The sequence below is a fragment of the Chryseobacterium sp. sg2396 genome (assembly GCF_042610505.1).
Lineage (GTDB): Bacteria > Bacteroidota > Bacteroidia > Flavobacteriales > Weeksellaceae > Chryseobacterium.
In genome coordinates, this window is the sequence record NZ_JBHGAQ010000026.1 from 1 (window position 1) to 24,587 (window position 24,587).

The following is a 24,587-nucleotide window of genomic DNA, read 5'->3' on the forward strand; positions in this document are numbered from 1 at the left end:
AAGAAAATTTAACTCAAACAGCTTCTTAAATTTAAAGTAACCGATGGTTCCACCTTTATGATAAAGCCAGGAACCGTATTGCTGGCAGAAGACTTAAAAGGAAAAGGTCACAGCTGGGATATGGTGAAGAGCAAAGTCTGGGAAAGGCTTTACATCCCGATTGCGGAAGATGCCGATGATTTCTTTATTGTAGACAAAGATCAGGACTAACTTCAGTTAATCTGATGTTTATGTGAATTCGTATAATGGAAAAGCAGCCATCGGGCTGCTTTTTATGTAATACAGAATGTATTTCTGAATTTTCAAACGCAAAGTTTTGCTTTTCACAATGCATAATATAAGAAAGCTAAGAAGGATCAGCAAGCTGATCTGCTGAAGCGAACGGATAAGGCGCCCGCTTCATCAGCGGCATTGGCCGCTCTCCTTTGCTCCCTTTAAAAATAAGCAGAGCCATCATTAAACTTTGCGTTAATTTTATTCATGAATTTTAGTAATCGATGTACTGATGCTTATGTAAATTCGTACAATGGAAATTATGTTCAATTTCTTTAGGATCCGGAAGTATAATGCTGTAAATAAAAACTTCCAGCATCCTGCTTCACTCTTCCAGCTTATTCATTTTAAAATTACTTAAACTTCTTGAAAATCAAAGTAGCATTATGACCTCCGAATCCGAAAGCATTGCTTAAAGCATAATTGATATCCTTCTCTTTAGCCTCTGCAAAAACGATATTGATATCTTTTGGAATATTTTCATCGATGTTGTGAAGGTTAATCGTCGGCGGAATGATTCCGTTTTCAATGGCCTTGATCGACAGGATGGCTTCTGCCGCTCCGGCAGCGCCCAGCAAATGCCCGGTCATCGATTTGGTAGCACTGATGTCCAGGTTTTTGCTTCCTTTAAAAAGTTTATTGATTCCGTTCAGTTCCACCAGGTCGCCCATTGGGGTGGAGGTAGCGTGCGGGTTAATATAATCGATGTCATCGGTGTTGATGCCTGCTTCGTTTAGTGCCAGCTGCATGGCTTTGATGGCTCCCGTTCCTTCAGGATGCGGTGCGGTCATGTGATAGGCATCGGCGGTCATGGCTGCGCCTGCAAGTTCGGCATAGATCTTTGCACCTCTTGCTTTGGCGTGTTCATATTCTTCTAAGATTAAAGCACCGGCTCCTTCTCCCATCACGAATCCGTCACGGTCTGCATCGTATGGCCGGCTGGCTGTGGCAAAATCGTCATTCCGGGTAGACATGGCTTTCATAATGGAAAATCCTCCGACGGACGCAGGCGTGATGGCTGCCTCAGATCCACCGCTGACGATCACTTTGGCTTTACCTAACCGAATGTAGTTAAAAGCGTCCATCAATGCCGTATTGCCGGTAGCGCAGGCCGAAATCGTAGTGTAATTGATCCCCTGAAGCCCAAACTTCATCGAGATCATTCCCGAAGCCATATTGGCAATGAATTTAGGAACAAAAAAAGGATTGAATCTTGGAGTCCCGTCGCCTTTGGTGAATTCCATCACCTCGCTTTCGAAGGTCCACATGCCGCCCTGTCCGGTTCCCCAGATCACGCCGGTATCAAACGGATCCATCTTTTCAAGCTCAAGACCGGAATCTTTCAGTGCTTCAGCAGCAGAATACATGGCATATTGAGAAAAAAGATCGCTTCTTTTGATTTCGTTATGGGTTAAATAAACCTTCGGGTCAAAATTTTTAACCTCACAGGCAAAGTGGACTTTAAATTTTTCGGTGTCGAAGTGGGTGATTTTTCCGGCACCGCTGGTTCCGTTGATGCTGTTCTGCCAGAATTCCCCGACAGTATTTCCTAGAGGCGTCACTGCGCCAAGACCTGTAATAACAACTCTTTTCATTTAATTGCTTATTTTGAATAAATTGGAGGTTCCTCTGGCAATCAGGCGGGTTTTATCCGCATTCCAGATTTCGCATTCTGCGTTGACAAATTGCTTTCCTCTTTTGATGATTTTTGTTTCGGCTATAATAGGATCGTTTTCTTTGGCAGTTGAAAAATAATCAATGCTGTTGTTGATGGTGACAATAAAATTTTCTTCATTCAGGGAAAACATCGTTGCACCGATGATGTCGTCTATGATCGCAGCGGTAACACCTCCATGAAGGTTGCCCATCGGGTTCAGCCATTCCTTCCTTACGGTATACTGAAATTCAATCCGGCCTTCTTCCGCAGAAACCACCACCGGATTCAGCCATTTCATAAACGGGGAAGGGGAAGCTGTGAATTCTTTTCCGGTAAAGCTTTTCAGAACTGCTAATTTATCCATATTATATTTAATTTTTATTTTTCTGGAGATGTCGTGGCCAATTCTGTATCAATTATTTTGAGGATATGGTCCAGCGCAAGATGCAGGAATTTCTCATCGCCTGTGGTTTTAGACAACAAAATGCCGCCTTCGATGTTCATTACAAACAAAGAGGCATATTCCTCCGCATCCGGTTTTTCATTCAGCTCTCCGTTTTCCTGACCTTGGGTAATTACTTCTGAGATTTTGGCCATCCATTCGTCAAACGATTTTTTTACCTGATTTTTGAGATCCGGAAACGTATCGTCTGCTTCTGTTGCCGCATTCATCAGCGGGCATCCGCCACCTGAAGATACGGCATGCCAGTTTTCTCTGTAAAAAGCAACAAAGGCATATAATTTATCAGCAGCAGTAGGAAAGTCGTCACTGAACGCAAGGACCATATTCGCTTTTAACGAACCGGCATTATATCGATAGGCTTCGAGAGCCAGTTGGTCTTTGTTTTCAAAATTACCGTAGATGCTGCCTTTCGTTAATCCGGTCGCTTCAGAAATATCGGATAAAGACGTGGAAATATAGCCTTTGGTATTGAACAAAAAAGCTGTTTTCTCAATAATGAATTGTTTTGTCTTTTCCGCTTTCGACATAGGGCTGAATGAGAATACAAATATATGAAAATATACCGATCGGTATATTTATTTGGACGTATTTTTATTTGAAAGAGACAGACCGATTTTTTTAAATGGAAAAACGGGCCGAAAGCCCGTTTTTATGGTAAGATTTATCCAGAATAAATCTTTTACAGGTTGTATTAATTATTAATTAGCTAAAGTTGCCTGCAAAGTAATTTCAAAGTTGAAAGCGGCGCTTACCGGACATCCTTCTTCTGCAATTTTAGCATATTTCTGAAACTCTTCTTCAGAGATTCCCGGAACTTTTGCCGTTAACGTAAGCTCGGATTTTGTAATCTTTCCAACACTCGGATCTAAAGTGATCACGGATTTGGTTGTTAATTCCTCAGGAGTGAAACCTGCCTGTGAAAGCTCTGCACTCAGTTTCATGGTGAAACATCCTGCATGTGCTGCTGCCAGCAATTCTTCCGGGTTGGTTCCTGTGCCTTCTTCAAAACGGCTGTTGAAAGAATATTGGGTCTGGTTTAAAGTGGAGCTCTGTGTTGTTAAATGTCCTTTTCCTTCTTTGATGGTACCGTTCCAAACGGCTGTTGCGTTACGTTTCATATTATTTCTAATTTATTATGGTTAACTCTGTTATTTTGATAGAGCAAAGGTATAGCAGATATTATTCCGAAGCGTTAGATAAAAAGAACTAAATCTTGTACTTTTTTCCCGAAATATAATTTTTTTTGAACTGAGCAGGGGTATTTCCGGTTTTAGCGGTAAAAAGACGGTTGAAATAGGCCGGATCTTCATAGCCTAAATCGTAGGCGATCTCTTTCACGGGCTTATCCGTATAAAACAGAAGCCGTTTGGCTTCCAGTAAAATCCGGTTAATAATAAACTGGTTCGGAGATTTCAGTTTTAAGTTTTTAAATTTATGAGTTAAGGTTTTGGGTGCAACATGAAGAAGCTCCGCATATTCTGAAACATGATGCTTTTCCCGGAAATGGATTTCCAGCAGCCGGCTGAAGTCCCGGAAAATTTCCAGTTCGTTGCCGGGGATTTTGATCTCATCGTTATCCAGGTTCTGCTTTTTCCATTTTCGGGTGGCGCGGATGATGATCTGTTTTACATAGGTACGGATCATTTCCTCGGCAGAAGAATCTTTACCTTCGAGTTCTTCCCTGATGTTTTGAAATAGATTTTTAATGACTGAATCTTCTACGTCGTCAAGCTCCACAAAAGGGATTTCAAAAACATTATGGAACAGCAGTCCGTCACAGGCTACTTCTTGATCATGGATCTGAATGCAGTAGAAATCACGGTTGTAGTAAATCAGCTGGGATACCCCTAATGTCTTTTCTACCTGCAAATGCTGACTGGTGAGAAAAAACAGGGCCGGCTTCTCAATGCTGTATTGTTTAAAATCTACCGTCAGTTCATATCCTGCCGGGACATAAAAAATTCTGATTTCGGAGGTATATCTTGTCTCCGTAAAGTTTTGCAGATTCTCTTCAGAAAAGGTTTCAAAACCCAGTCTTTTGTATTGGTCTTCAAAAATAAGCATCTCGGTGATGGATTTCTTTAGGGAAAGATACAAAAAAGCATGGCATTAAGTTATGTAGTTTCATAAGCCATGCTGAATGTTTTTAATAAGCTAAGTATAATATTAATATCAATAGAAATGGGCTTTAGCCCATTTACGCTATGGCGGATAATGAGCGGCTTTAGCCAAACCTACAATAAATTTCGGCTAAAGCCAATTTGGAATTACAATTTTCATATCGGGCTAAAGCCCGACGCAATTGATGAAATATGATCAATTAAATTTCAGCCAACTCATTTTATTTCACATCAAGTTCCCGTTAAATTAGCTGTAATTCATCCGGATCTTACTTTATTCAGATTCACTCCTAAAAATTCACATCCAGCCCTATGTAAAAATTAGCTTTCATAATCGGAGCATACACCATCCCGCCGTCGAAATAATTTCCGAAAGGATTTTTTACATCAATGATGGCATTTTTCTGGTAATAAGAAGTCAGGTTTTCACCTCCCAAGTAAGCCCTGATTTTCTTATTGAAGTTCTTTGAAACCTGAGCATTCAGAACTGCATAAGATCTGGAATACGCTGGAATCCGGAAAGCGGCCGGATTGGTTGAGGTGTCCGGAAGCTGCTGTTTTCCTACGACGTTTAGTGTCGTGTCGAAACTCCAGAAGTTTCCATTTTTACTTTTATTGGTTGAATAAGCCAGATTCAAAAATCCCCGGTGCTTTGCCATAAACGGAACTTCTCTTCTCCCGTTTAAGTAGTCTGCCTGCACATCGTAATATTTATACGCCAACCTTACCTCAAAATTTTTAAACGGCATAAAATCCCACTGCGTCTGGAATGAATTCGCGAAAGATTTCCCTTCGAGATTATAAAAAGTAAGCTGCTGCGGGGAATGGTCCAGATCCACCATTACCTGATCTTGGAAATCCGTTCTGAAAAAATCGGCCACAACGGTTGATTTTCTGCCGAAGATTTTAAACTCCTGTTGCAGGCTGGCTCCGTAGTTCCAGGCAATTTCAGGTTTTAACCCGTAAATATTTCCGCCGTTTTCTAAGATCTGAAGATTCCTGCTCGACGCAAAGTACTGCTGACTTTCCGCTAAAACATTGGCCGTTCTGAAGCCTCTTCCAGCAGACAACCTTAAAATCGTATGCGGCATAAAATCATATTTGAAATTCAGCCTTGGGGTAAATTGCGTTCCTGCCAAATTATGAAAGTCTATCCTGGCTCCGGCCACCAAAGTATATTTTATCCCGGTTAAAGTATATTCCGCAAAAGCTCCGGGAACAATTTCATTTCTTTTAAAATTGTCTGTTAAATAGATTTCATCATAACCGTCATACATAAAGCTTGCCCCGGCTTTGTATTTATGATTGGTATTCCCTAAAATACTTTCAAAGATAAGATTGGAATAATAGGTCTGCTGCTTTCCGGAATAATTTCTCAATCCGAAGAAGCTGTCCTGCTGATGATAGGTATACTGGTTCATCCAGCCTAAGCTTTGATAAGGTTTTCCTTTAAAAACATATCCTGTTTTATTCCAAACCTGAAATCGTGAAATATCAATCCCAACACCATACAGCGACTGCTGAGTTTGCGGAATTTTTTTATCGAAACCGAGCTGGCCGGCAGTTCTTTCATCTTTAATAAAATTGATTCCGAAATGCGACCCGAATCCTGATTTTTCAAGATCGTTATAGTTGAGCAAATAAGCTGCATTGAGCTGGGCGCCTTTGGGTCTGTCCAGGAAACCGTCTTTATTCATGTCGGTATCACCAAAAGTGCCGTTGCCATGAAGGAGAAAAGTCTGCGACCATTTGTCATCGATTTTAGAAACGCTGGTGATATTGGCTTCCGTTCTCCCGTTGAAATCAGCAAAAAGGTTTAATGATGTTTCGGGTTTCTCCACATTTTTCAGCAATTCCGTGTTGATCTGTCCGGTGATGCTTTCATAGCCATTGGTTACCGTACTTCCTCCTTTCGTCAGCTGGATGCTTTCGATCCACCGTCCCGGAATGAAATTCAGTCCGTACGCCGAAGCCAGTCCGCGGATTTCAGGCAGCAGCTCTTTTGTCAGACTGGTGTATTTTTGGTCCAGACCCAGCATTTTCAGCTGTTTGGTTCCCGTTACCGCGTTGCTGAAGGATACGTCTACCGTGGCATTGGTTTCAAAGCTTTCGGATAAATTACAACAAGCGGCTTTCAATAATTCTTTTTTATCAATGTTGAAAACCAGTCCGGCTTCTTTTTTCTGTAATGACGTGGCTGCTTTGGATCCCGTTACTGTTACACCCTCAATAAATTTTCCGGCAGCACGTTCAGTATTGGAAACATGATGCGCTGACTGTTCTGGTGCTTCAGCTTCTTCTAAATGAACTTTCGGATTTGCTGCCCCAAAAGGAATTGTCCGGTCATACAGGCAGCAGGAAGGAAGGTTTTTGTAAGTACTGTCGCTGGATTTGTACTTTTCGTTATCGTGACCGACTTCCGCTATCTTCTTCAAAATCTTGTCAGATGAGGTTTTAGCCGGATCAAAACTTAAGGCTATGGTCTGGGTTTCCGCATTCCATTCGGCAGCATCGGCACCGGCATTTTTTGCAGCCATTTCAATTCTGGCCTTGCAGGATTCGCAGTTGCCTTTTACATAAAATTCATTCTCCTTCTTTAAAGGATGACTGTGATTTTCTGTTGTTGCAGCCTGTGAATTCCGTTCATAATGGCAGCAGTCGGGAAGAGCCTCATAGCTGCTTTCAGTGGTTTTGAACCTTTCATTGTCATGACCGGCATCCGCTACTTTTTTTAAGATCCCGTCGGCCGAAACGGCATTGTCGGTTTCTATGGTTAACGTCTGAAGATCCACGGAATAAACCGCTGTTTTAGCCCCTGCTTTTTTGGCGGTGCTTTCAATCCTTTCTTTGCACATATTGCAGTTCCCTTTTACGGTAAAACTGTGTTTTAAAAGATTTTGAGCCGATATAAATGGGGCAGATACTAAGAATATACCAAGAATAATCCTGGAAATATATAATTTCATGGGTTTAAAAAATTTAGATTAATCAAATTAATGTCTCGATGTAGCAAAGTAATTATCTGAAGATCATTGATGAATTGCTAAACTGGAACATTGTTAAATTTATTTAATTAACCTATTTTCGGCGGTTGCCAGATTTCTTTTAAACGGTCTGAAAGAAAAGGGTCCGAATATTCGAACGGTAAATTTTTATCGGATTGGGAATAAGGAATTTCCGCCTGCAGATTCTTTAAGTACGGAGTTTCCATACAAGTGTAGCAGGTAACGCAGGCAGAGCAGCAATCGTCGCTGCATGAAGATTTTTTATTACCTTGATTTTCTTTGGAATGCTGCGGATGGTCTTTTCTACAGCAGCTCATTTCAGAATCATTTTTGCAGCAGGTTTCCTGCCTGTTTTGGGCATAGAAATTATCTTTGGGAACCAGAAAAATCCCCAAACAGAAAATAAGGCTTATGATCTGAAATAATTTCATGCTGCAAAAATACAAAATTTATGGCAAAGCTTCACCCACTTTCACGGCACAGTTATGCCAGGGCTCTCCATGTGGAGGGTTTGCCGCCGGTTTTGGACCAGTAGGTGCCGGTGTCGGAGTTTGTACCGGCGTATTCTGTGCCACTGCCTGAGCCGGTTGCTGTGAGGGTGCCGGTTTGCTGTTCAGCGGTTGTCCTACGGGTATATCACACCGGTGTCCCGGTTCTCCATGGGGCGGGTTCATGCCTTTCGGGGTTACGGTTTTTGCTTTTCCATTTTTATCAACGGTGAATTTTCCTGGCTGCAGGGCATTCGGATCGATCTGGATGGCTTGTCCCTGCTGAGTATTTACGGCAACATTTTGTGCGTTTTGCTGTTGGGGAGCTGAATTTAAAGGTTGTCCTACGGGAATATCGCACCGGTGTCCCGGCTGCCCGTGAGCAGGATTCATCCCGGCTGCGGTAACCGTTGCCGTTCCGGAACCGGTAGTGGTGATGCCCGCCTGGTCTATCAGGGAAGCCTTCGGAGCCTGGTTTACAGGAGCAGCCGGCTGCTCAACGCCTGCTTCTTCCGTAATGTAGGTGGCTCTTTCGTCTTTTTTACAGGAAACTGAAAATATGGAAATGGCCATCAGGCCCAATACTGTATTCTTCATATAAAACAAAATTAGCAAAACATTTTCAATTGCTTTGCTAACTTTATATGGATGATGATATTTTTGAAATTAATTCTTAACCAGAAGCCTAAACCCTTCCCCGTGAACGTTGATGATTTCCAGTCCTTCATCGTCTTTCAGCAGCTTACGGAGTTTTGCAATGTAAACGTCCATACTTCTTGCCGTAAAATAGTTCTCTTTTTTCCAGATCTTTCTCAACGCCAGGTCTCTTGGCATAAAGTCGTTTCTGTGGATGCACAGAAGCTTCAGCAGTTCATTCTCTTTCGGGGAAAGCTTATACTCATTATCTCCGACTCTTAGTTGTCTCAGCATGGAATCAAAGAAAATATTGCTGATCTTGAACTGTTCCTGCTCTTCATTTTCCAGGGTCGAGCTTCTCTGAAGAATGGCTTTGATTTTATATAAAAGCAATTCGGTATCGAAAGGCTTGGTGATATAATCATCGGCACCCAGCTGATAGCCTTTCAGGATGTCTTCCCTCATATTTCTTGCCGTAAGGAATATGATCGGCGTGTTCTTATCTATCTTTTTAACGTCTTCAGCTAAGGAGAACCCGTCTTTTTTCGGCATCATGACATCGAAAATACAGATGTCGAATTCGTTTTCCGTAAATTCTTTCAGTCCCTGTTCTCCATCGGTGGCCAGCGTAACCTCAAAATTATTTATCGTTAAATAATCCTTCAGCACTGCCCCAAAACTCTGGTCGTCTTCTACTAATAATATTCTGTTGCTCATAATTTTTAAATGATTAATGTTAATAATCAGAATGAACCCGTCACTCTCTTCTTCTGTATTTTGTTTTGGTTTATTTTTTTTAGCTCATCGGCAGTTTGATCGTAAAGGTGCTTCCTTTTCCTTTATAGGAATCTACGATAATCTGCCCTTTATGAAGTTCTACAATTTTTTTCACGTAGGAAAGCCCTAATCCCTGTCCTTTTACATTATGGATATTCCCGGTCTCTTCCCGGAAGAATTTCTCAAAAATTTTGGTTTTGTTCTGGGTTTCCATTCCCATTCCTTTATCCGAAACTTCGATCACATAAAAGTGGCCTTCGTTTCTAGTGCGGATCGTAATTTCCGGTGCTTCCGGCGAATATTTGTTGGCATTGTCGAGCAAGTTCACCAGCATATTGGAAATATGGAATTCATCTATTTTAAAAGTGTAATCTGTAGCATTGAATTCCTGTATTAGCTTTCCGTTTCTCTGCTGGACGATCAGGTTAAAAGATTCCGTTGTTTTTCTTATCAGTTCACGTACATTCGTCTCTCTCAAGAATAATTTTACTTCATTCCTTTCCAGTTTCGACATATTCAATACGTTCTCTACCTGCTTTTTCATCCTGATGTTTTCCTGCTTGATCAGTTCCGAATAGTATTTTACCTTATCCGGATTGGTCGCAATTTTATCGTTGGCTAAGGAATCAGTGGCCACGGAAATTGTTGCCAGCGGCGTCTTGAATTCATGCGACATATTGTTGATAAAATCCGTCTTCACTTCCGCCAGCTTTTTCTGCTTCATCATATAATTAATGGATATGATATAAATTCCTAAAATCGTTAACAACGAAAGGAAGGTACCCAGCAGCATCGGCCAGTTGTTCATCGCCAGGGAATAATCCTTTTTCGGGAAAACCAAAGCCAGACTGTATAAAGTCCTTTCTTTCTGGTCGGTAAACAAAGGATAGCTGTATGTGTTGTTGTCTTTCCGGTCCTTATAATCCCTGCTCACCACTTTTGTGAGGTTGTTGTTTTTATCGATAATTCCGTATCCGAATTTTGCAGAAATTCCACGTATTCTGAGCTCTTTGGTAATTACGGAATCGAGGACCTTGGAATTTACCCGCTTAGAAATCGGAAGGTTATTCCCTACGATTTTCGCATATTCTTTCATCGAATAATCTCCGTTCTCGATATCCTGGTTGAGGTCTGCCGTAAGGATACCGCGGTCTGTGGTGTCGCGTTTTATTTTATAGGCGGCTTCGTCGGTATATAATTTGGTAAGCTTAATGGAATCTCCCTTCTGAGAAATCGGAAGCTGGCTTTTTTCAATAATATTTTTCAGGTAAATGATTTGCCGTTGTTTCCCGGAATCCTCTACCTGCTGAATGGTTGTTAACGTCGGCTGATCGCTGTTGGCCAAAATATTGTTCCTGAAATCCTTGTTTTCAACATTTAAGTATTTATCAAGTTCGATTTCACCTATACTTTTCGTTGTTCCCTCCAGTGCCGAATACACTTTTGAGGAAAAATCCTGCTCCAAAGCGCCGTAATAATTTTTCAGCCAATAAAATTGGAGCGTAACAAAAACAATCAGTGAGATTGTCATAAACACCGAGATTATTGGAATGAATTTATTATTCATTTATCGTTTTTTAATAGTTCTTTAAAATAATGAATGTTAAAATTATTATTTTATGATTTGTTAAACAAAAAATAAGCCATAAAATTGTGTAATATTTCTTAAAAATGTGTTTTTTAACATTTATTTAGGAATTTTGAAATGTTTCGTACAGGTAAGAATGATGCTGAAATTAAATGTACTTTATCTGAAAATGGTCATATAGAATCTAATGTTATTTCCAACACAGATTTTGATGCAGAGTATTTACGTCAATAAAAAGAGCCTGTCAAAAAATTTTGGACAGCCTCTTTTTTTATATTTAAAATTAGAAAAATTAAATTTTCAGATAAGTTCCTCATCCTGAAAATACTGAATGATCGCCTTTTTCATTAAAAGCTGCTGCTCATTAGGCTTCAGTTCCGGAAGTTCTTCCAGCTTATCGAAATGCGGATAGCCATCATCGTCATAATGCGAAAACTTATAATACCCGAAAGGTTCCAGCAACCTGCATACCGCAATGTGAATAAGATTTACCTTATCGTCCTTTGTATATTTCTGATGGCCGCTGCCCAGTTCCTGAAGGCCTATCAGGAAAAGATAGGTTTCAATCGGCGCGTTTTTCTCGATATCAAAATTTTCAATGAAAAATTGTTCTACTTTCTGCCAGTATTCTGCTTCGTTCGTCATAGTTTATAAATCAATTCTCCTGATTGTTGTTAATATTGTCGGCTTTAGATTTTGCCGCATCCTGTTTCTTGCCAGATCTAGGAGCTGCTCAAATTTTTCATCCTTCTTTTCCCTCAGGTATTCCTGTTTTTCAATCCAGTTGATTCTGCTCTTTTGGAACAGATAATATACTATTGCAATACCAATAAAAATAATCAGGAGGGTCATATCTTAATTTTTATTTTCCAGTTTTATTAAAAATGCATATTCCAGGGCATCCTCTTTCAGTGACTCAAATCTCCCACTCGCTCCGCCATGGCCTGCACTCATGTCGGTTTTAAAAACCAGGAGATTATTATCCGTTTTCAGTTCCCTCAGTTTGGCTGTCCATTTGGCCGGTTCCCAATACTGAACCTGGGAATCGTGCAGTCCTGTGGTAATCAGGATATTCGGGTACTCTTTGGCTTCCACATTATCGTAAGGCGAATATTCCTTCATATAGTGATAGTATTCTTTGTCATTCGGATTTCCCCATTCATCGTATTCTCCGGTAGTTAACGGGATGGTGTCGTCCAACATGGTAGTTACCACATCCACAAAAGGCACCTGTGCCACGATTCCGTTAAAGAGAGCGGGCTCGTAATTCATTACAGCTCCTACCAGAAGGCCTCCGGCACTTCCGCCCATAGCGTACAAATGTTTCGAAGAAGTATAATTTTCTTTAATTAAAAACTTTCCGGCATCGATAAAATCGAAGAATGTATTTTTCTTGAACAGCATTTTGCCGTCTTCATACCATTCTCTCCCCAGGTATTCACCACCCCGGATGTGGGCAATGGCATAAATAAACCCTCTGTCCAGAATGGATAACCTTACATTCGAGAAACTTGCATCTACCGTATGGCCGTAACTTCCATATCCGTACAGCAACAATGGGGTGTCTGCAGATTTTTCCGTGTCTTTATGGTATACCAGCGAGATCGGGATTTTTGTTTCCCCGTCCCTGGAATCTGCCCAGATTCTTTCGGAAATATAATTTTCGGCAAAGAACTTCCCGCCCAGTACTTCCTGTTGTTTCAGGAGAACGGTAGTCTTTTCTTTCATGTTGTACTCGTAGGTAGAACTTGGCTGTATCAGCGAAGTATAGCCATAGCGCAGAATTTCAGTGTCGAATTCCAGGTTTGCCCCGATATAAGCCGTGTAGGTAGGATCGGAGAATGGCAGGTAATGCGATTCCTGTGTTTTTTCGTCAATGATTTTGATCTGTAAAAGACCCTGTTCTCTTTCCTCAAGGACCAGGTAGTTTTTAAAGATCTCAAAACCTTCCAGCAGTACTTCGGGACGGTGCGGGATAACATCCACCCAGTTTTCCATGCCGCAGTTATCGATCTTTGTTTTCACGATTTTGAAATTAAAAGCATCATCTGCGTTGGTAATGATGTAAAACTCGTCTTCATAATGTTCCACGGAATACTCCAGGTCATCGATCCTTGGCTGAATGATCGTCCAGTCCGCAAAAACATTGTCGGAAGGGATAAACCGGTGTTCGTCCGAAATCGTGCTGGAGCTTGCGATGAAAATATATTCAAGGGACTTCGTTTTGAAAACATTCACATCAAACGTTTCGTCTTCCTCATGGAAGATCAGCATATCCTCGGAAGCGTCGGTTCCCAGCTTATGGCGGTATACCTGAAAAGCCCTCAGGCTTTCATCTTTACGGATGTAGAAAACGTGTTCGTTGTCATTACCCCAGACCGCTTTTCCGGTAGTGTTCTCAATTTTATCCGGAAGAACTTCCCCGGTTTTCAGATTTTTGAAATTAATGGAATAAATCCTGCGGCTTACATTATCCGTGGAAAAAGAAGCCAGTTCGTTATTCGGAGAAACGGCAACACTTCCCACTTCAAAGTAGCTTTCGCCTTCCGCCAGAACATTTACGTCCAGGATTATTTCCTCTTCGTTGTCCAGGGTCTTGTGCTTTCTACAGAAAATAGGATATTCTTTTCCCTCTTCATAGCGCACAATATACCAGTATCCGTTGAAAAAATAAGGTAAAGATTCGTCGTCTTTTTTATAGCGGGCTTTCATTTCCTCAAAAAGTTCTTCCTGAAACGGTTCGGTATCTTTCATCACGAAATCGGCATAGGCGTTTTCTTCTTCGAGATATTTTATAACCTCCGGGTTTTCCCTTTCGTTGAGCCAGAAATAGTGGTCGATTCTTTTGTCACCGTGTGTTTCTAAGATTTTTTCTATTTTTTTTGCCTTTGGAGCTTCCATTCAATATTAATTCTTGTTCAAATTTAGTTAAAAAAAAACCATCTTTCCTGTATGAAAAGACGGTTGCTTTATATTTTTTACCGTAAAAACCTATTTATGAAGTGCTTTAATGTATTTTTCCAGAGCCATGGTCATGGATGGAGTTTCTTTGGTAGGTGCCATTAAATCTACTTTCAGGCCGGCTTCTTCCGCAGCGGCTGAGGTCGTGGAGCCGAAAACGCCAATTTTGGTATTTTCCTGCTTGAAATCAGGAAAATTCTGCTGCAAAGATTTTATTCCCTGCGGGCTGAAGAAGATAAGCATATCGTAATCCTTCACATTGATGTCGGTAAGGTCGCTGCATACCGTTCTGTACATGATGGCTCTTTTCCAATCCACATTGGAAGCTTCCATCGTCTTTGTAATATCCGGGCTCAGAACATCTGATGACGGAAGGAGGTATTTTTCTGTCGGAAACTTCTTGAAAAGAGGCAAAAGGTCGGAAAAATTCTTCTCCCCAAAGCTTATCTTTCTTTTTCTGTACACAATATGCTTCTGAAGGTAGTTTGCAATCGCTTCAGACTGGCAGATGTAACGCATCGTGTCAGGAACCGCAAAACGCAGCTCTTCCGCTAATCTGAAGTAATGGTCTATCGCATTTTTACTCGTAAAAATGATTCCGGTATATTGCGTAAGATCGATCTTCTGTGTTCTCAGTTCTTTATTGTCAACTCCTTCGACGTGGATGAAAGGACGGAAATCAATCTTTATCTTTTCCTTCTTTGCAATTTCCAGGTACGGAGACGACTCACTTGGCGCTGGTTGAGAAACCAATATAGACTTTATTCTCATCATTGACATTTATTAAAAAAATAATAGCTTCCAAAGCAACAAAACAGGTGCGATTTGGAGGGTGCAAATATACAAAAATTTATAATACCATTTTCCGGGTAAGATCTTGTTCTTGTGAAATAAATAGAAAAAAATCTTGAAAATGAAGACAAAAGAAAAAAAGAACAGGTAGTACAAAAACATTTTATTTCTGTCAATTGGGAAATAATAATGGGTTACACATAGAACGATCAGTAAAAAAGACAGGATAAAATAAAATTTTGTAGCCGTAAAATAAAAGATGGTCCACTTTTTTCCTTCGCCGATACTCTGGAAAAATAAAAACCCCAAACTTGTTCTTAACAGGTAAAAAAGAATAATGGCTCCCAAGCAGAATCCGAATTTATTCAACTGATAACTCAATATTTGAAGGTCTGCCACGAATTTCGGGACCGTAGGTACGTACTGTGAAATCAGTACCGATAAGGTAAGGACGATCACGCAGGAAGTGATAACCCAGCTCGGCAGGTTGTTGCTGGAGTCATAATATTTCTGAAGCAAAAAGTCTTTCAGGTTGGCTTCTCTTTCTACAATATTCATCATAAAAAGATATAAAAAGACACATCCTAACAATATAAAGATTACCCAATCGTTGTTCTCGGGTATTCTTACATGATTTATAAAGTTTTGTGATAGCGGCAACGTAATTTTTTTGCAAAATTATAGATTATTTTGTATAAAATAAAATGGTTAAATAAACTATCTTTGCAAACTGAAATGAAAAAACTGGTCATAATTCCGACTTACAACGAAAAGGAAAATATTGAAGATATTATTTCCGCAGTTTTTGCATTGGAAGATGACTTTCATGTTCTGGTAGTGGATGACTCGTCTCCTGATGGAACAGCAGAAATGGTGAAGGAACTGCAGAAGAAATTCCCGCATCATCTTCATTTGTCCGTCAGAAAAGTGAAAGACGGCCTGGGAAAGGCTTATATCCACGGTTTCAGATGGGCGATCGAAAACAATTACGATTACATTTTCGAGATGGATGCCGATTTTTCCCATAATCCCAACGATCTTCCGAAACTTTTTGAGGCCTGCCTGAATGCGGATATGGCTATCGGTTCCCGCTATTCCAAAGGGGTAAATGTAGTGAACTGGCCGATGGGAAGGGTGCTGCTGTCTTATTTTGCTTCAAAATACGTTCGTTTTGTTCTGGGACTTCCAATTCATGATACAACAGCAGGTTTTGTCTGCTTTTCGAGAAAAGTGCTGGAAGAAATAGGTTTGGATAATGTAAGGTTAAAAGGATACGGGTTTCAGATTGAAATGAAATTCAGGGCCTTTAAAAAGGAGTTCAAAATTGTGGAAGTACCTATTATTTTTACCAACAGGATCCTGGGAGAAAGCAAAATGAATGGCGGGATCATTCATGAAGCGGTTTTCGGAGTATTGAATCTAAAATGGAAATCCCTGATCAACAGATTATGAAAAAACTGCTCTTTATTTTTGTCCTGATGAGCCTGTTTTCCTGTGGCGATTACATCGATAAGCCTAAAAATCTGATTTCCAAAAATCAGATGGCGGAAGTGCTGGCAGACCTGGCCATTAATGACCAGGCTACCTTTATTTATCCCAATTCCAATCTGGAAGCAGGAACAAGGTATGTTTTGAAACAGCACAATATTAAATCCGAAGATTTTATTGCCAGCTTTAAATACTATGTTGTAAAGGAAAAAATGCAGGGCATTGCGGAAGATGCACAGAAAATCGTATTGGAAAAAGATCCGAAAGGGGATCAGTATGTAAAAGATAAAAAAAATAAACCGGGAGAACTTCAGCCTCCTCCCGTTTTATCAAGATAAGGAAAGGAAAGATGCAAAAGTTTTTTAATATAGAAAAAACCTCTGAAGGAAAAGCAAGAGCGGGAGAACTTACTACGGATCACGGTAAAATTCAGACACCGATCTTCATGCCGGTGGGAACGGTGGCAAGTGTAAAGACTGTTCATCAGAGGGAATTAAAAGAAGACATAAAAGCCCAGATCATTTTGGGCAACACCTATCATTTATACCTCCGCCCGGGAATGGAAACCATGCAGGCTGCCGGAGGATTGCATAAATTCATGAACTGGGATCTTCCTATTCTTACGGATTCCGGAGGCTTCCAGGTTTTCTCGCTTTCAGGAACAAGAAAAATGTCCGAAGAAGGCGTAAAATTCAAATCCCACATCGACGGTAGCGTTCATTTGTTTACGCCGGAGAAATCCATGGAGATCCAGCGTCAGATCGGAGCCGATATTTTCATGGCTTTTGATGAATGTGTGGCGTATCCGTGCGATTACAATCAGGTAAAGTCTTCAATGGAAATGACCCACCGATGGTTGAAGCGATGTATGGATTGGAATGAAAAGAATCCTGAACTGTACGGTCACAAACAGACGTTTTTTCCGATTGTACAGGGCTCCACTTTTTCGGATTTAAGAAAAATTTCTGCGGAAGTTATTGCTGAAGCGGGTGCAGAAGGAAACGCGATCGGAGGACTTTCCGTCGGAGAGCCGGAAGAAGAAATGTACCGCATTACCGATGAGGTAACGGATATTTTGCCGAAAGAAAAACCAAGGTACCTTATGGGCGTGGGAACGCCATGGAATATCCTTGAGTCAATAGGCTTGGGAATCGATATGATGGATTGCGTGATGCCGACGCGTAATGCAAGAAACGCCATGCTCTTTACCTGGAAAGGGGTGATGAATATGAAAAATGAAAAGTGGAAGCAGGATTTTTCGCCGCTGGACGAATTCGGAACAAGTTTCGTAGACCGGGAATATTCCAAAGCGTATGTAAGGCATTTGTTTGTATCCAAAGAATACCTGGCCAAGCAGATTGCTTCCATCCATAATTTGGCTTTTTACCTGGATTTGGTGAAAGCAGCAAGAGAACATATTTTAGCAGGAGATTTCTATCAGTGGAAAGATTCTGTAGTTCCGGTGCTTCGCCAGAGACTGTAGAAATATAAAACAGAAAAAACTTAACAGGAATAAATAAAACGCACTGACATGCTGAAGATCATAGACCGGTATATTGTACGAAAATATCTTGGAACATTCAGTTTCATGCTGATTTTGCTGTCTATTGTCGTGTTGGTGATCGATGTGCAGCAGAAAATCCCGAGGATTGAGAATGCCACGGCGATCGATCCGAAGCTGAATGTTACCTATTTCCTGATCCATTTCTATCCGTTCTGGATCATTAACTTGGTCATGACCTTTCTTTCGATCCTGGTGTTTATTTCCGTAATCTATTTCACGTCCAGAATGGCAAATAACACCGAAATCGTTGCGGTGATAAGCAGCGGGGCCAGTTTTCACAGGTTTGCAAGGCCTTATCTGCTTACCTCTTTATTTATTGCTGTTCTATCATTAGGGATCAATCATTTCCTGCTGCCCTGGGCTAATATCCAGAAAAACCAGCTGGAAGCGTATACCTACAATGCCACCAATAAGGAAAAGGTACTGGGGACCGCTCCGGTTTCCGCACAGCTGAGCAAAAACGAATATATCTTCATCAATACCTGGAATAAAAGGGAAAAAAGAGGATCCGGATTTCTTTACCAGAAGTTTGATAAGGACAGGAGAATGGTGTATGAACTTAAGGCTTCTGACGTATCATGGGATAAGGATAAAAAAATCTTTGTCCTGAATTCATATACCGAAAAAACCATTAATAAGGATGATACGGAAAAACTTTCCAATGGATATGACATGAAGAAAAATTACGGTCATGATCCTGAAGAATTATTTCCAAACGAATTACTGGGACAGAACAAAACGACGCCTGAGCTTTTAAAATTTATTAAAAGAGAAACAGAAAAGGGAAACAGCAACCTAAATGCACACCTCAATGAACTTCATCAGAGGACTTCCATGCCAGTTTCCATCGTAATTCTTACCTTTCTTGCACTTTCACTTTCCTCTCAGAAGAAAAGAGGAGGACTAGGGGTTAATCTGGCGCTGGGGATTTCCCTGGCCTTTGTCTTCGTGTTTTCTTTTGAAGCGTTAAAAGTGGTTTCCGAGAACAAAAGCATGTCTCCTGCTCTGGCGATGTGGTTTCCGAATATTGTTTTCTTCCCGCTTGCCGCTTACCTGTACATTAAAAGGGCAAATCAGTAAAGGAGTTTTATTTCTTTGTGGTAGAAAGACTGCAGGCCGTCATCTTCAAGTTCCACCCATAGTTCACCTTTTTCATCAGCTTTACGGATGATGCCATTTTGTCGCTTTTCATCTTTTTCAAAAACGGAAATTTCATCTTTCCGGAAGAGGTTCTGGTTGAAAAGATTCAGGATGGTGTTTTCGGAAGGTAAAAATTTTAACTTTTCCGTTAGGAATTCATTCAGTTGCGCAGTTAAATTATGAAGATCGAATGATCTGCCCGTAAGCGTTAATAGTGATCCGGCATTGGAAATTTTATCAAAAGTTTCCTGTAATATATTGAATCCTGCTCCGATGATAAAATAGTTGTTTAGATNTCTGCCCGTAAGCGTTAATAGTGATCCGGCATTGGAAATTTTATCAAAAGTTTCCTGTAATATATTGAATCCTGCTCCGATGATAAAATAGTTGTTTAGATTGAATTTTTTCTTTTCAATCAGGATGCCTGCAATTTTTTTATTTCTAAGGATAATATCATTGGGCCATTTAATTTTTACCTTACTTTCAGCCAGATTGGCAAGGAAATCGCTGATGATAATTGCGGTATAATAATTGAACATGACATCGGAGACCGTAAATTTTTCAGCCTTTACAGCCAGCGTATAAGCCAGATTTTTCTCAGCCATTGAAGACCAGGTATTTCCATACTGTCCACGACCTTTTGTCTGATTGAATGTGTAGACCGTAGTAAAATCTGAATCTTCGTAAAGTAAAAACTTGCTTATTTCGTCATTGGTAGAAGAACATTCATTCAGATAGAATAGTTGACTCATTTAAGAAAACTTTAAGACTTTCGGAGGGTAAAAGTAAGGCTAAAGTAAAAGAAAAACAATAAATTTGCAGATTATAGTATTTTTTAATGAATAAAACAGTAGAAAAACAAGCACTAATAGATAAAATTGTAGAGGCTATCCAGGATGTGAAAGGCGAAGATATCATGATATTTGATCTATCCAACATCGAAAACTCAGTAGCAGAAACATTCATTATTTGCAGCGGAAACTCCAATACACAGGTTTCGGCATTGGCGGGAAGTGTGGAAAAGAAAGTGAGAAATGACCTGAAAGACCGCCCTTGGCATGTTGAAGGTACCGAAAACTCCATGTGGGTATTGGTAGACTACGTTTCAGTTGTCGTTCACATTTTCCAGAAAGAAGTGCGTGAATATTATGACATCGAAGAACTTTGGGGAGATGCCGTGATCACCAAAATTGAAAATTAATATTAATTTTAAAAAGTATAAATGAATAATAAAGGATTTAACTGGTTTTTTCCGATCATGATCATAGCACTTGTGCTGTTTTTTGTAGCCAATTCTTTTGGAGACAATAGTGCAAAGTCTATCGATGAAGATGCTTTCTTCAGGGAGATGCAGGCGGGGAAAGTCCAGAACATTATAATTTATAAAGACACTGAAAAAGCTGATGTATTTCTTACTAAAGCGGCTAAAACAGCAACAGTAAGCAAAAAGGAGAATGATCCGCTTTCTGCTTTTTCAATGGCTCCTCAGGCAGATTACACCGTTAAATACGGGGATCTTCAGCTTTTTCTTCAGAAATTTGAGCAGATAAAATCTCAGAATCCGGCGATTAAAACATCAAAAGATTATGGCATAGGTAAAAACCCGATAACGGATATTCTGGTTCAGGCATTGATCTGGATTACGATCCTGGGTATATTTTATTTCATTCTTTTCAGAAAAATGGGAAGTGGCGGAGGTCCTGGCGGACAAATTTTCTCTATAGGGAAATCAAAGGCCAAACTTTTCGATGAGAAAGAAAGAATCCAGGTAACATTTAAGGATGTTGCGGGGCTGGAAGGTGCTAAAGAAGAGGTGCAGGAAGTAGTAGACTTCCTTAAGAATTCGGAAAAATATACAAAACTGGGAGGTAAGATTCCTAAAGGAGTACTTTTGGTAGGGCCTCCGGGAACGGGGAAAACCCTTTTGGCAAAAGCCGTAGCTGGTGAAGCTAAAGTTCCTTTCTTCTCATTATCTGGTTCTGATTTTGTGGAGATGTTTGTGGGAGTAGGAGCTTCAAGGGTGAGAGACCTTTTTGCCCAGGCTAAAGCGAAATCACCCGCGATTATCTTTATTGATGAGATTGATGCGATCGGACGTGCAAGAGGGAAAAATAATTTTTCCGGCGGGAATGATGAAAGGGAAAATACGCTGAATCAGCTACTTACGGAAATGGATGGCTTCGGTACCGATACCAATGTTATCGTAATGGCCGCTACCAACAGAGCGGATATCCTGGATAAAGCATTAATGAGAGCAGGACGTTTTGACCGTTCGATCTATGTAGACCTTCCGGAACTGCACGAGAGAAGACAGATCTTTGATGTTCATTTAAAGAAAATCAAACTGGATGATAATGTAGACCGTGAGTTTTTAGCAAAACAGACACCTGGATTCAGTGGAGCAGATATTGCAAATGTTTGTAACGAAGCAGCTTTGATCGCTGCCCGTAACGATCACTCTTCGGTAAGCAAACAGGATTTTCTTGATGCTGTAGACCGAATCATCGGTGGTCTTGAAAAGAAAAACAAAGCAATCAAACCTTCTGAAAAGAAAAGGGTTGCTTATCACGAAGCAGGGCACGCCACTATCTCATGGCTGGTAGAGCATGCGTCACCCCTTTTAAAAGTTACGATTGTGCCGAGAGGACGTTCTTTAGGAGCAGCCTGGTACCTTCCTGAAGAAAGACAGCTCACCACTACCGAGCAGATGCTGGACGAAATGTGTGCTACCTTAGGAGGTAGAGCGGCAGAACAGGTTATATTCAACAATATTTCTACAGGAGCACTTTCTGATCTTGAAAGCGTAACGAAGAGAGCACAAGCCATGGTAACTATTTATGGTCTGAGCCCGAACATCGGAAATATATCTTATTATGACAGCTCAGGACAATCTGAATACAATTTCGGGAAGCCGTATTCTGAAGAAACGGCTAAGAGGATCGACATAGAGATTAGAGGGCTTATTGAGACCCAGTATGACCGTGCCGTACAGATTCTTACGGATAATAAGGATAAGCTGGATGCTTTGGCAACCAAGCTTCTGGAAAAAGAAGTGATCTTCCGTGAAGACCTTGAAGAAGTATTCGGAAAAAGGGCCTGGGATCCCGAATTAACGGAGAAACCGGTAACGAATACCATTCCCAATGCACAGGAGCCGCAAGAGCAGATCCTGGTTAAGGAAAAAGAAGGGCAGGGCGAAATTCAGGCACCTGAAAGTCCTACCCAGATTTAAGCTGAAAATTAAACATCATAAAACCTGACAGTTCTGAAATTGTCAGGTTTTTTCATATTTATCGGCATGTTTTTGGAATTCTATGGGATTAATTTATATTTTTGTATTAAGTTGACTAAAAATAAACTACGTTGAATTTATTCAAGAAGATTGTAAGCAAACTTACCAACCAGCCTGAAGAAGAGCAGAAACAGAGTCTGGAAAAGTTAGGAGATTCGCTGAAAAATGCGGATCTCGACTACAAATTTGCCCAGTTGTTTACACATTCAGGAGGATTTTTCAATTACTGTGCGGATGAAGCGGAAGCTTTGCAGACCTTACACCAGATTATTAAAATAGAAGGAATCAGGAATATGTTCTGTTGGGATAAAGATCTTCAGAACTTTCTAAATGTTGTAAAAACGCCTTATACCGCAGAACTTCAGCCAGGAAACGATGCCAGCTTTATTACCTGTGAGTATCTTATTGCTTATGACGGAAGGATCATGCTTTCGCATAACAGTATCCTGCATTACCATTCATCCAGGTTGCCGGATAAAATTATCATTATGGCGAACGTTTCACAGATCGTGAGCAATCTGAATGATGCCATGGGAAAAATCAAAAGAAACGGAAACATCAAGAATCTTACATCCATCAGCGGAGGACAATCCAAGCTCGATACTTCTTCACATACGAATACGAAGCTTTTTTTATTGCTGCTTGAAGATTAAGCATCAACTTATAAATTTAAAATTTTGGACAAAAATCTCATTCAAAGAACCCTTTCAGGACTTGTTTATGTTGCCGTTATCATTCTTTGTACCTCTCCGCTCGGCGCTCAGCTGATTAACAGCATTTCACCTGGGCTTGTAAGACAGGAATACCTGTACTTCGGATTGATTACGCTTTTGCTGGGAGTCGGCTCCTGGGAATGTTTTAAAATCATGAAATTCGGGAAAGGTTATGAGCGGTTTGTCGTTTTCCCATTGGTTCTTTTTATCTTCTATATTTTTTCAAAAAGATATTTCCACTTCGATTTCTTTTATGATTTCCGGCTGAGTGAAATCCTGGCCATGGTTCTGATTCTGATTGCGGTGGTAACTTTATTTAAATATCCGAATGAGTTGTATTATGACAGCGGAAAGCTGATCTTCATTGTTATTTATGTAGCATTGCCTTTCAGTTTTGCACTGGGATTGCCGAAGTTTTCCAGATTTGATGACCGTTTTACTTTGGAAGTACTTTTCCTGTTTGTTTTAATCTGGAGCAGCGATACCTTTGCTTACCTGACCGGGAAGTTCTTCGGAAAACATAAAATGGCACCTAAAATATCCCCTAAAAAAACATGGGAGGGATACATCGGCGGTGTTATTCTCACTTTGGTCCTTTCTTACTTTATTGAAAAATACCAGCATGATCTGCGCGGGAACTGGATGGTAGTCGGCTTTTTAGTTGCTGCTTTCGCTCCGGTAGGGGATTTGGTAGAGAGTCAACTGAAAAGAAATTTTGCTGTAAAAGACAGCGGTAATATCATTCCGGGGCACGGAGGTGTATTAGATCGCCTGGATAGTTTTTTAATCTGCGTTCCTGTCGTATATTTGTACTTTATTTTAGAAAAATTTATTTAATCTCATGAAATTACACAGAGAATCGAAAGGAACCATCACCGTTGCCACCTTGCTGTTTATCATCATTGGCGCACTGGCTATTTATTTTCTTGAAATGTGGTCGCTGGTGATCATTCTGCCTTTGCTGGTGGTATACAGTCTGGTATTTTGGTTCTTCAGGGTGCCGAACCGTGACATTTTAGATCACAAGGAAAATGTGATTGCACCGGTAGACGGAAAAGTAGTTATGATCAAGGAAGTGGAAGAGGATGAATTTATCAAAGGCAAAGCCATTCAGGTTTCCATCTTTATGTCTCCGCTTAACGTTCATATCTGCCGTTATCCGGTTTCAGGAAAAGTAGTTTATAAAAAGTATCATCCAGGGAAATATCTGGTGGCATGGCACGAGAAATCTTCTACGGAAAACGAGAGAACAACTGTTGCCGTGGAAAGCTTAACGAATCATCAGGTGGTTTTCAGGCAGATTGCGGGATATGTAGCCCGAAGGATCGTATTCTACTGTAAAGAAGGTGATGATGCGAAAGCGGGACATGAGTTCGGTTTTATAAAGTTCGGATCCAGAATGGATGTTTTCCTGCCCCTGGACACGGAAATCGTCTGTAAGATCGGAGATATTACCAAAGGCGGGCTGGATGTTATTGCGAGAATGAATGCAGAATAAATTCAATCATGTATAAAAGCAAAAGGGGAAATCTTGGATTTCTCCTTTTTTATTTTGATTAAGGCTGAGTAAACGTAATGAAAAGTCATTTTTCATTACTGAATAATCCAATTTGGAATCACTGAACCCTAG

Annotated in this window: 26 protein-coding genes; 10 read left to right on the forward strand and 16 right to left on the reverse strand. The window is 40.5% G+C overall.

Annotation, left to right across the window (positions count from 1 at the left end):
* Positions 1 to 57: 57 nt before the first annotated feature.
* Positions 58 to 210 carry a hypothetical protein gene (locus ACED20_RS19340; RefSeq protein ID WP_345766985.1) on the forward strand — a complete coding sequence of 51 codons (153 nt, stop codon included), beginning with the start codon at positions 58 to 60 and terminating at the stop codon, positions 208 to 210.
* A 416-nt stretch (positions 211 to 626) separates the two neighbouring features.
* Here the strand turns inward: ACED20_RS19340 and fabF are convergent, their stop codons facing one another.
* The 15 genes from fabF to ACED20_RS19415 all read right to left on the reverse strand — a co-directional run bounded on the left by fabF (position 627) and on the right by ACED20_RS19415 (position 15,420).
* On the reverse strand, positions 627 to 1,868 hold the full coding sequence (gene fabF, locus ACED20_RS19345; protein WP_378106406.1) for a beta-ketoacyl-ACP synthase II: 1,242 nt from the start codon (positions 1,866 to 1,868) through the stop codon (positions 627 to 629).
* Positions 1,869 to 2,294 carry a PaaI family thioesterase gene (locus ACED20_RS19350; protein ID WP_294202066.1) on the reverse strand — a complete coding sequence of 142 codons (426 nt, stop codon included), beginning with the start codon at positions 2,292 to 2,294 and terminating at the stop codon, positions 1,869 to 1,871.
* 14 nt (positions 2,295 to 2,308) lie between these two features.
* Positions 2,309 to 2,920, reverse strand: coding sequence for a TetR/AcrR family transcriptional regulator (locus ACED20_RS19355; protein WP_294202064.1), 612 nt, complete (start codon positions 2,918 to 2,920; stop codon positions 2,309 to 2,311).
* Between the two features lie 171 nt (positions 2,921 to 3,091).
* The gene (locus ACED20_RS19360; RefSeq protein ID WP_294202062.1) at positions 3,092 to 3,511 is read right to left on the reverse strand and encodes an OsmC family protein; all 420 of its coding nucleotides are present in this window, start codon (positions 3,509 to 3,511) and stop codon (positions 3,092 to 3,094) included.
* 88 nt (positions 3,512 to 3,599) lie between these two features.
* Complete coding sequence (locus tag ACED20_RS19365) at positions 3,600 to 4,457, reverse strand: helix-turn-helix domain-containing protein (protein WP_378106409.1); 858 nt, start codon at positions 4,455 to 4,457, stop codon at positions 3,600 to 3,602.
* A gap of 346 nt (positions 4,458 to 4,803) precedes the next feature.
* The gene (locus ACED20_RS19370; protein ID WP_378106411.1) at positions 4,804 to 7,479 is read right to left on the reverse strand and encodes a TonB-dependent receptor domain-containing protein; all 2,676 of its coding nucleotides are present in this window, start codon (positions 7,477 to 7,479) and stop codon (positions 4,804 to 4,806) included.
* 107 nt (positions 7,480 to 7,586) lie between these two features.
* Positions 7,587 to 7,949, reverse strand: a complete 363-nt coding sequence (locus ACED20_RS19375; protein ID WP_294239142.1) for a hypothetical protein — start codon at positions 7,947 to 7,949, stop codon at positions 7,587 to 7,589.
* 18 nt (positions 7,950 to 7,967) lie between these two features.
* Positions 7,968 to 8,603: a hypothetical protein gene (locus tag ACED20_RS19380; protein WP_378106413.1), complete on the reverse strand. Its 636-nt coding sequence runs from the start codon at positions 8,601 to 8,603 to the stop codon at positions 7,968 to 7,970.
* Positions 8,604 to 8,672: 69 nt separating this feature from the next.
* Entirely contained in the window at positions 8,673 to 9,359 is a 687-nt protein-coding gene (locus ACED20_RS19385) for a response regulator transcription factor (RefSeq protein ID WP_027380477.1), read from the reverse strand.
* A 79-nt stretch (positions 9,360 to 9,438) separates the two neighbouring features.
* Positions 9,439 to 10,986: a sensor histidine kinase KdpD gene (locus ACED20_RS19390; protein ID WP_294200382.1), complete on the reverse strand. Its 1,548-nt coding sequence runs from the start codon at positions 10,984 to 10,986 to the stop codon at positions 9,439 to 9,441.
* Between the two features lie 321 nt (positions 10,987 to 11,307).
* A complete protein-coding gene (locus ACED20_RS19395; protein ID WP_378106416.1) occupies positions 11,308 to 11,652 on the reverse strand; it encodes a hypothetical protein in 345 nt (114 codons plus the stop codon).
* Between the two features lie 3 nt (positions 11,653 to 11,655).
* Positions 11,656 to 11,859, reverse strand: coding sequence for a hypothetical protein (locus ACED20_RS19400; RefSeq protein ID WP_294200388.1), 204 nt, complete (start codon positions 11,857 to 11,859; stop codon positions 11,656 to 11,658).
* Between the two features lie 3 nt (positions 11,860 to 11,862).
* Positions 11,863 to 13,908, reverse strand: a complete 2,046-nt coding sequence (locus ACED20_RS19405; protein ID WP_294231165.1) for a S9 family peptidase — start codon at positions 13,906 to 13,908, stop codon at positions 11,863 to 11,865.
* Positions 13,909 to 13,998: 90 nt separating this feature from the next.
* On the reverse strand, positions 13,999 to 14,739 hold the full coding sequence (locus ACED20_RS19410) for a uroporphyrinogen-III synthase (protein ID WP_345767766.1): 741 nt from the start codon (positions 14,737 to 14,739) through the stop codon (positions 13,999 to 14,001).
* A 12-nt stretch (positions 14,740 to 14,751) separates the two neighbouring features.
* Positions 14,752 to 15,420, reverse strand: a complete 669-nt coding sequence (locus ACED20_RS19415; protein WP_378106419.1) for a DUF4271 domain-containing protein — start codon at positions 15,418 to 15,420, stop codon at positions 14,752 to 14,754.
* Positions 15,421 to 15,495: 75 nt separating this feature from the next.
* On the opposite strand from ACED20_RS19415, the gene ACED20_RS19420 reads away from it, so the two are divergent.
* Genes ACED20_RS19420 through ACED20_RS19435 form a run of 4 tightly spaced genes read left to right on the forward strand, consistent with a single transcriptional unit; the run spans position 15,496 to position 18,892 of the window.
* Entirely contained in the window at positions 15,496 to 16,212 is a 717-nt protein-coding gene (locus ACED20_RS19420; protein ID WP_345766995.1) for a polyprenol monophosphomannose synthase, read from the forward strand.
* Positions 16,209 to 16,586, forward strand: coding sequence for a DUF4296 domain-containing protein (locus tag ACED20_RS19425; protein WP_378106421.1), 378 nt, complete (start codon positions 16,209 to 16,211; stop codon positions 16,584 to 16,586). The genes ACED20_RS19420 and ACED20_RS19425 overlap by 4 nt, the downstream gene beginning before the upstream one ends.
* An 11-nt stretch (positions 16,587 to 16,597) precedes the next feature.
* The gene (gene tgt / locus ACED20_RS19430) at positions 16,598 to 17,731 is read left to right on the forward strand and encodes a tRNA guanosine(34) transglycosylase Tgt (RefSeq protein WP_294223535.1); all 1,134 of its coding nucleotides are present in this window, start codon (positions 16,598 to 16,600) and stop codon (positions 17,729 to 17,731) included.
* Between the two features lie 51 nt (positions 17,732 to 17,782).
* Positions 17,783 to 18,892, forward strand: a complete 1,110-nt coding sequence (locus ACED20_RS19435; protein ID WP_294223800.1) for an LptF/LptG family permease — start codon at positions 17,783 to 17,785, stop codon at positions 18,890 to 18,892.
* On the opposite strand, the gene ACED20_RS19440 is transcribed toward ACED20_RS19435, so the two are convergent.
* Positions 18,886 to 19,704, reverse strand: coding sequence for a biotin--[acetyl-CoA-carboxylase] ligase (locus ACED20_RS19440; RefSeq protein ID WP_378106423.1), 819 nt, complete (start codon positions 19,702 to 19,704; stop codon positions 18,886 to 18,888). The two genes, ACED20_RS19435 and ACED20_RS19440, sit on opposite strands and share 7 nt — an antisense overlap.
* An 86-nt stretch (positions 19,705 to 19,790) precedes the next feature.
* On the opposite strand from ACED20_RS19440, the gene rsfS reads away from it, so the two are divergent.
* The 5 genes from rsfS to ACED20_RS19465 all read left to right on the forward strand — a co-directional run bounded on the left by rsfS (position 19,791) and on the right by ACED20_RS19465 (position 24,455).
* Positions 19,791 to 20,153, forward strand: a complete 363-nt coding sequence (gene rsfS / locus ACED20_RS19445) for a ribosome silencing factor (protein ID WP_076391563.1) — start codon at positions 19,791 to 19,793, stop codon at positions 20,151 to 20,153.
* A 21-nt stretch (positions 20,154 to 20,174) separates the two neighbouring features.
* Positions 20,175 to 22,184 (forward strand): ATP-dependent zinc metalloprotease FtsH, encoded by a 2,010-nt coding sequence (gene ftsH, locus ACED20_RS19450; RefSeq protein ID WP_294200404.1) that lies wholly within the window; start codon positions 20,175 to 20,177, stop codon positions 22,182 to 22,184.
* Between the two features lie 131 nt (positions 22,185 to 22,315).
* Positions 22,316 to 22,897, forward strand: a complete 582-nt coding sequence (locus tag ACED20_RS19455) for an LUD domain-containing protein (protein WP_294200406.1) — start codon at positions 22,316 to 22,318, stop codon at positions 22,895 to 22,897.
* A 24-nt stretch (positions 22,898 to 22,921) separates the two neighbouring features.
* Positions 22,922 to 23,794, forward strand: a complete 873-nt coding sequence (locus tag ACED20_RS19460; RefSeq protein ID WP_294239156.1) for a phosphatidate cytidylyltransferase — start codon at positions 22,922 to 22,924, stop codon at positions 23,792 to 23,794.
* Between the two features lie 4 nt (positions 23,795 to 23,798).
* On the forward strand, positions 23,799 to 24,455 hold the full coding sequence (locus tag ACED20_RS19465) for a phosphatidylserine decarboxylase family protein (RefSeq protein WP_294200410.1): 657 nt from the start codon (positions 23,799 to 23,801) through the stop codon (positions 24,453 to 24,455).
* Positions 24,456 to 24,587: the final 132 nt, after the last annotated feature.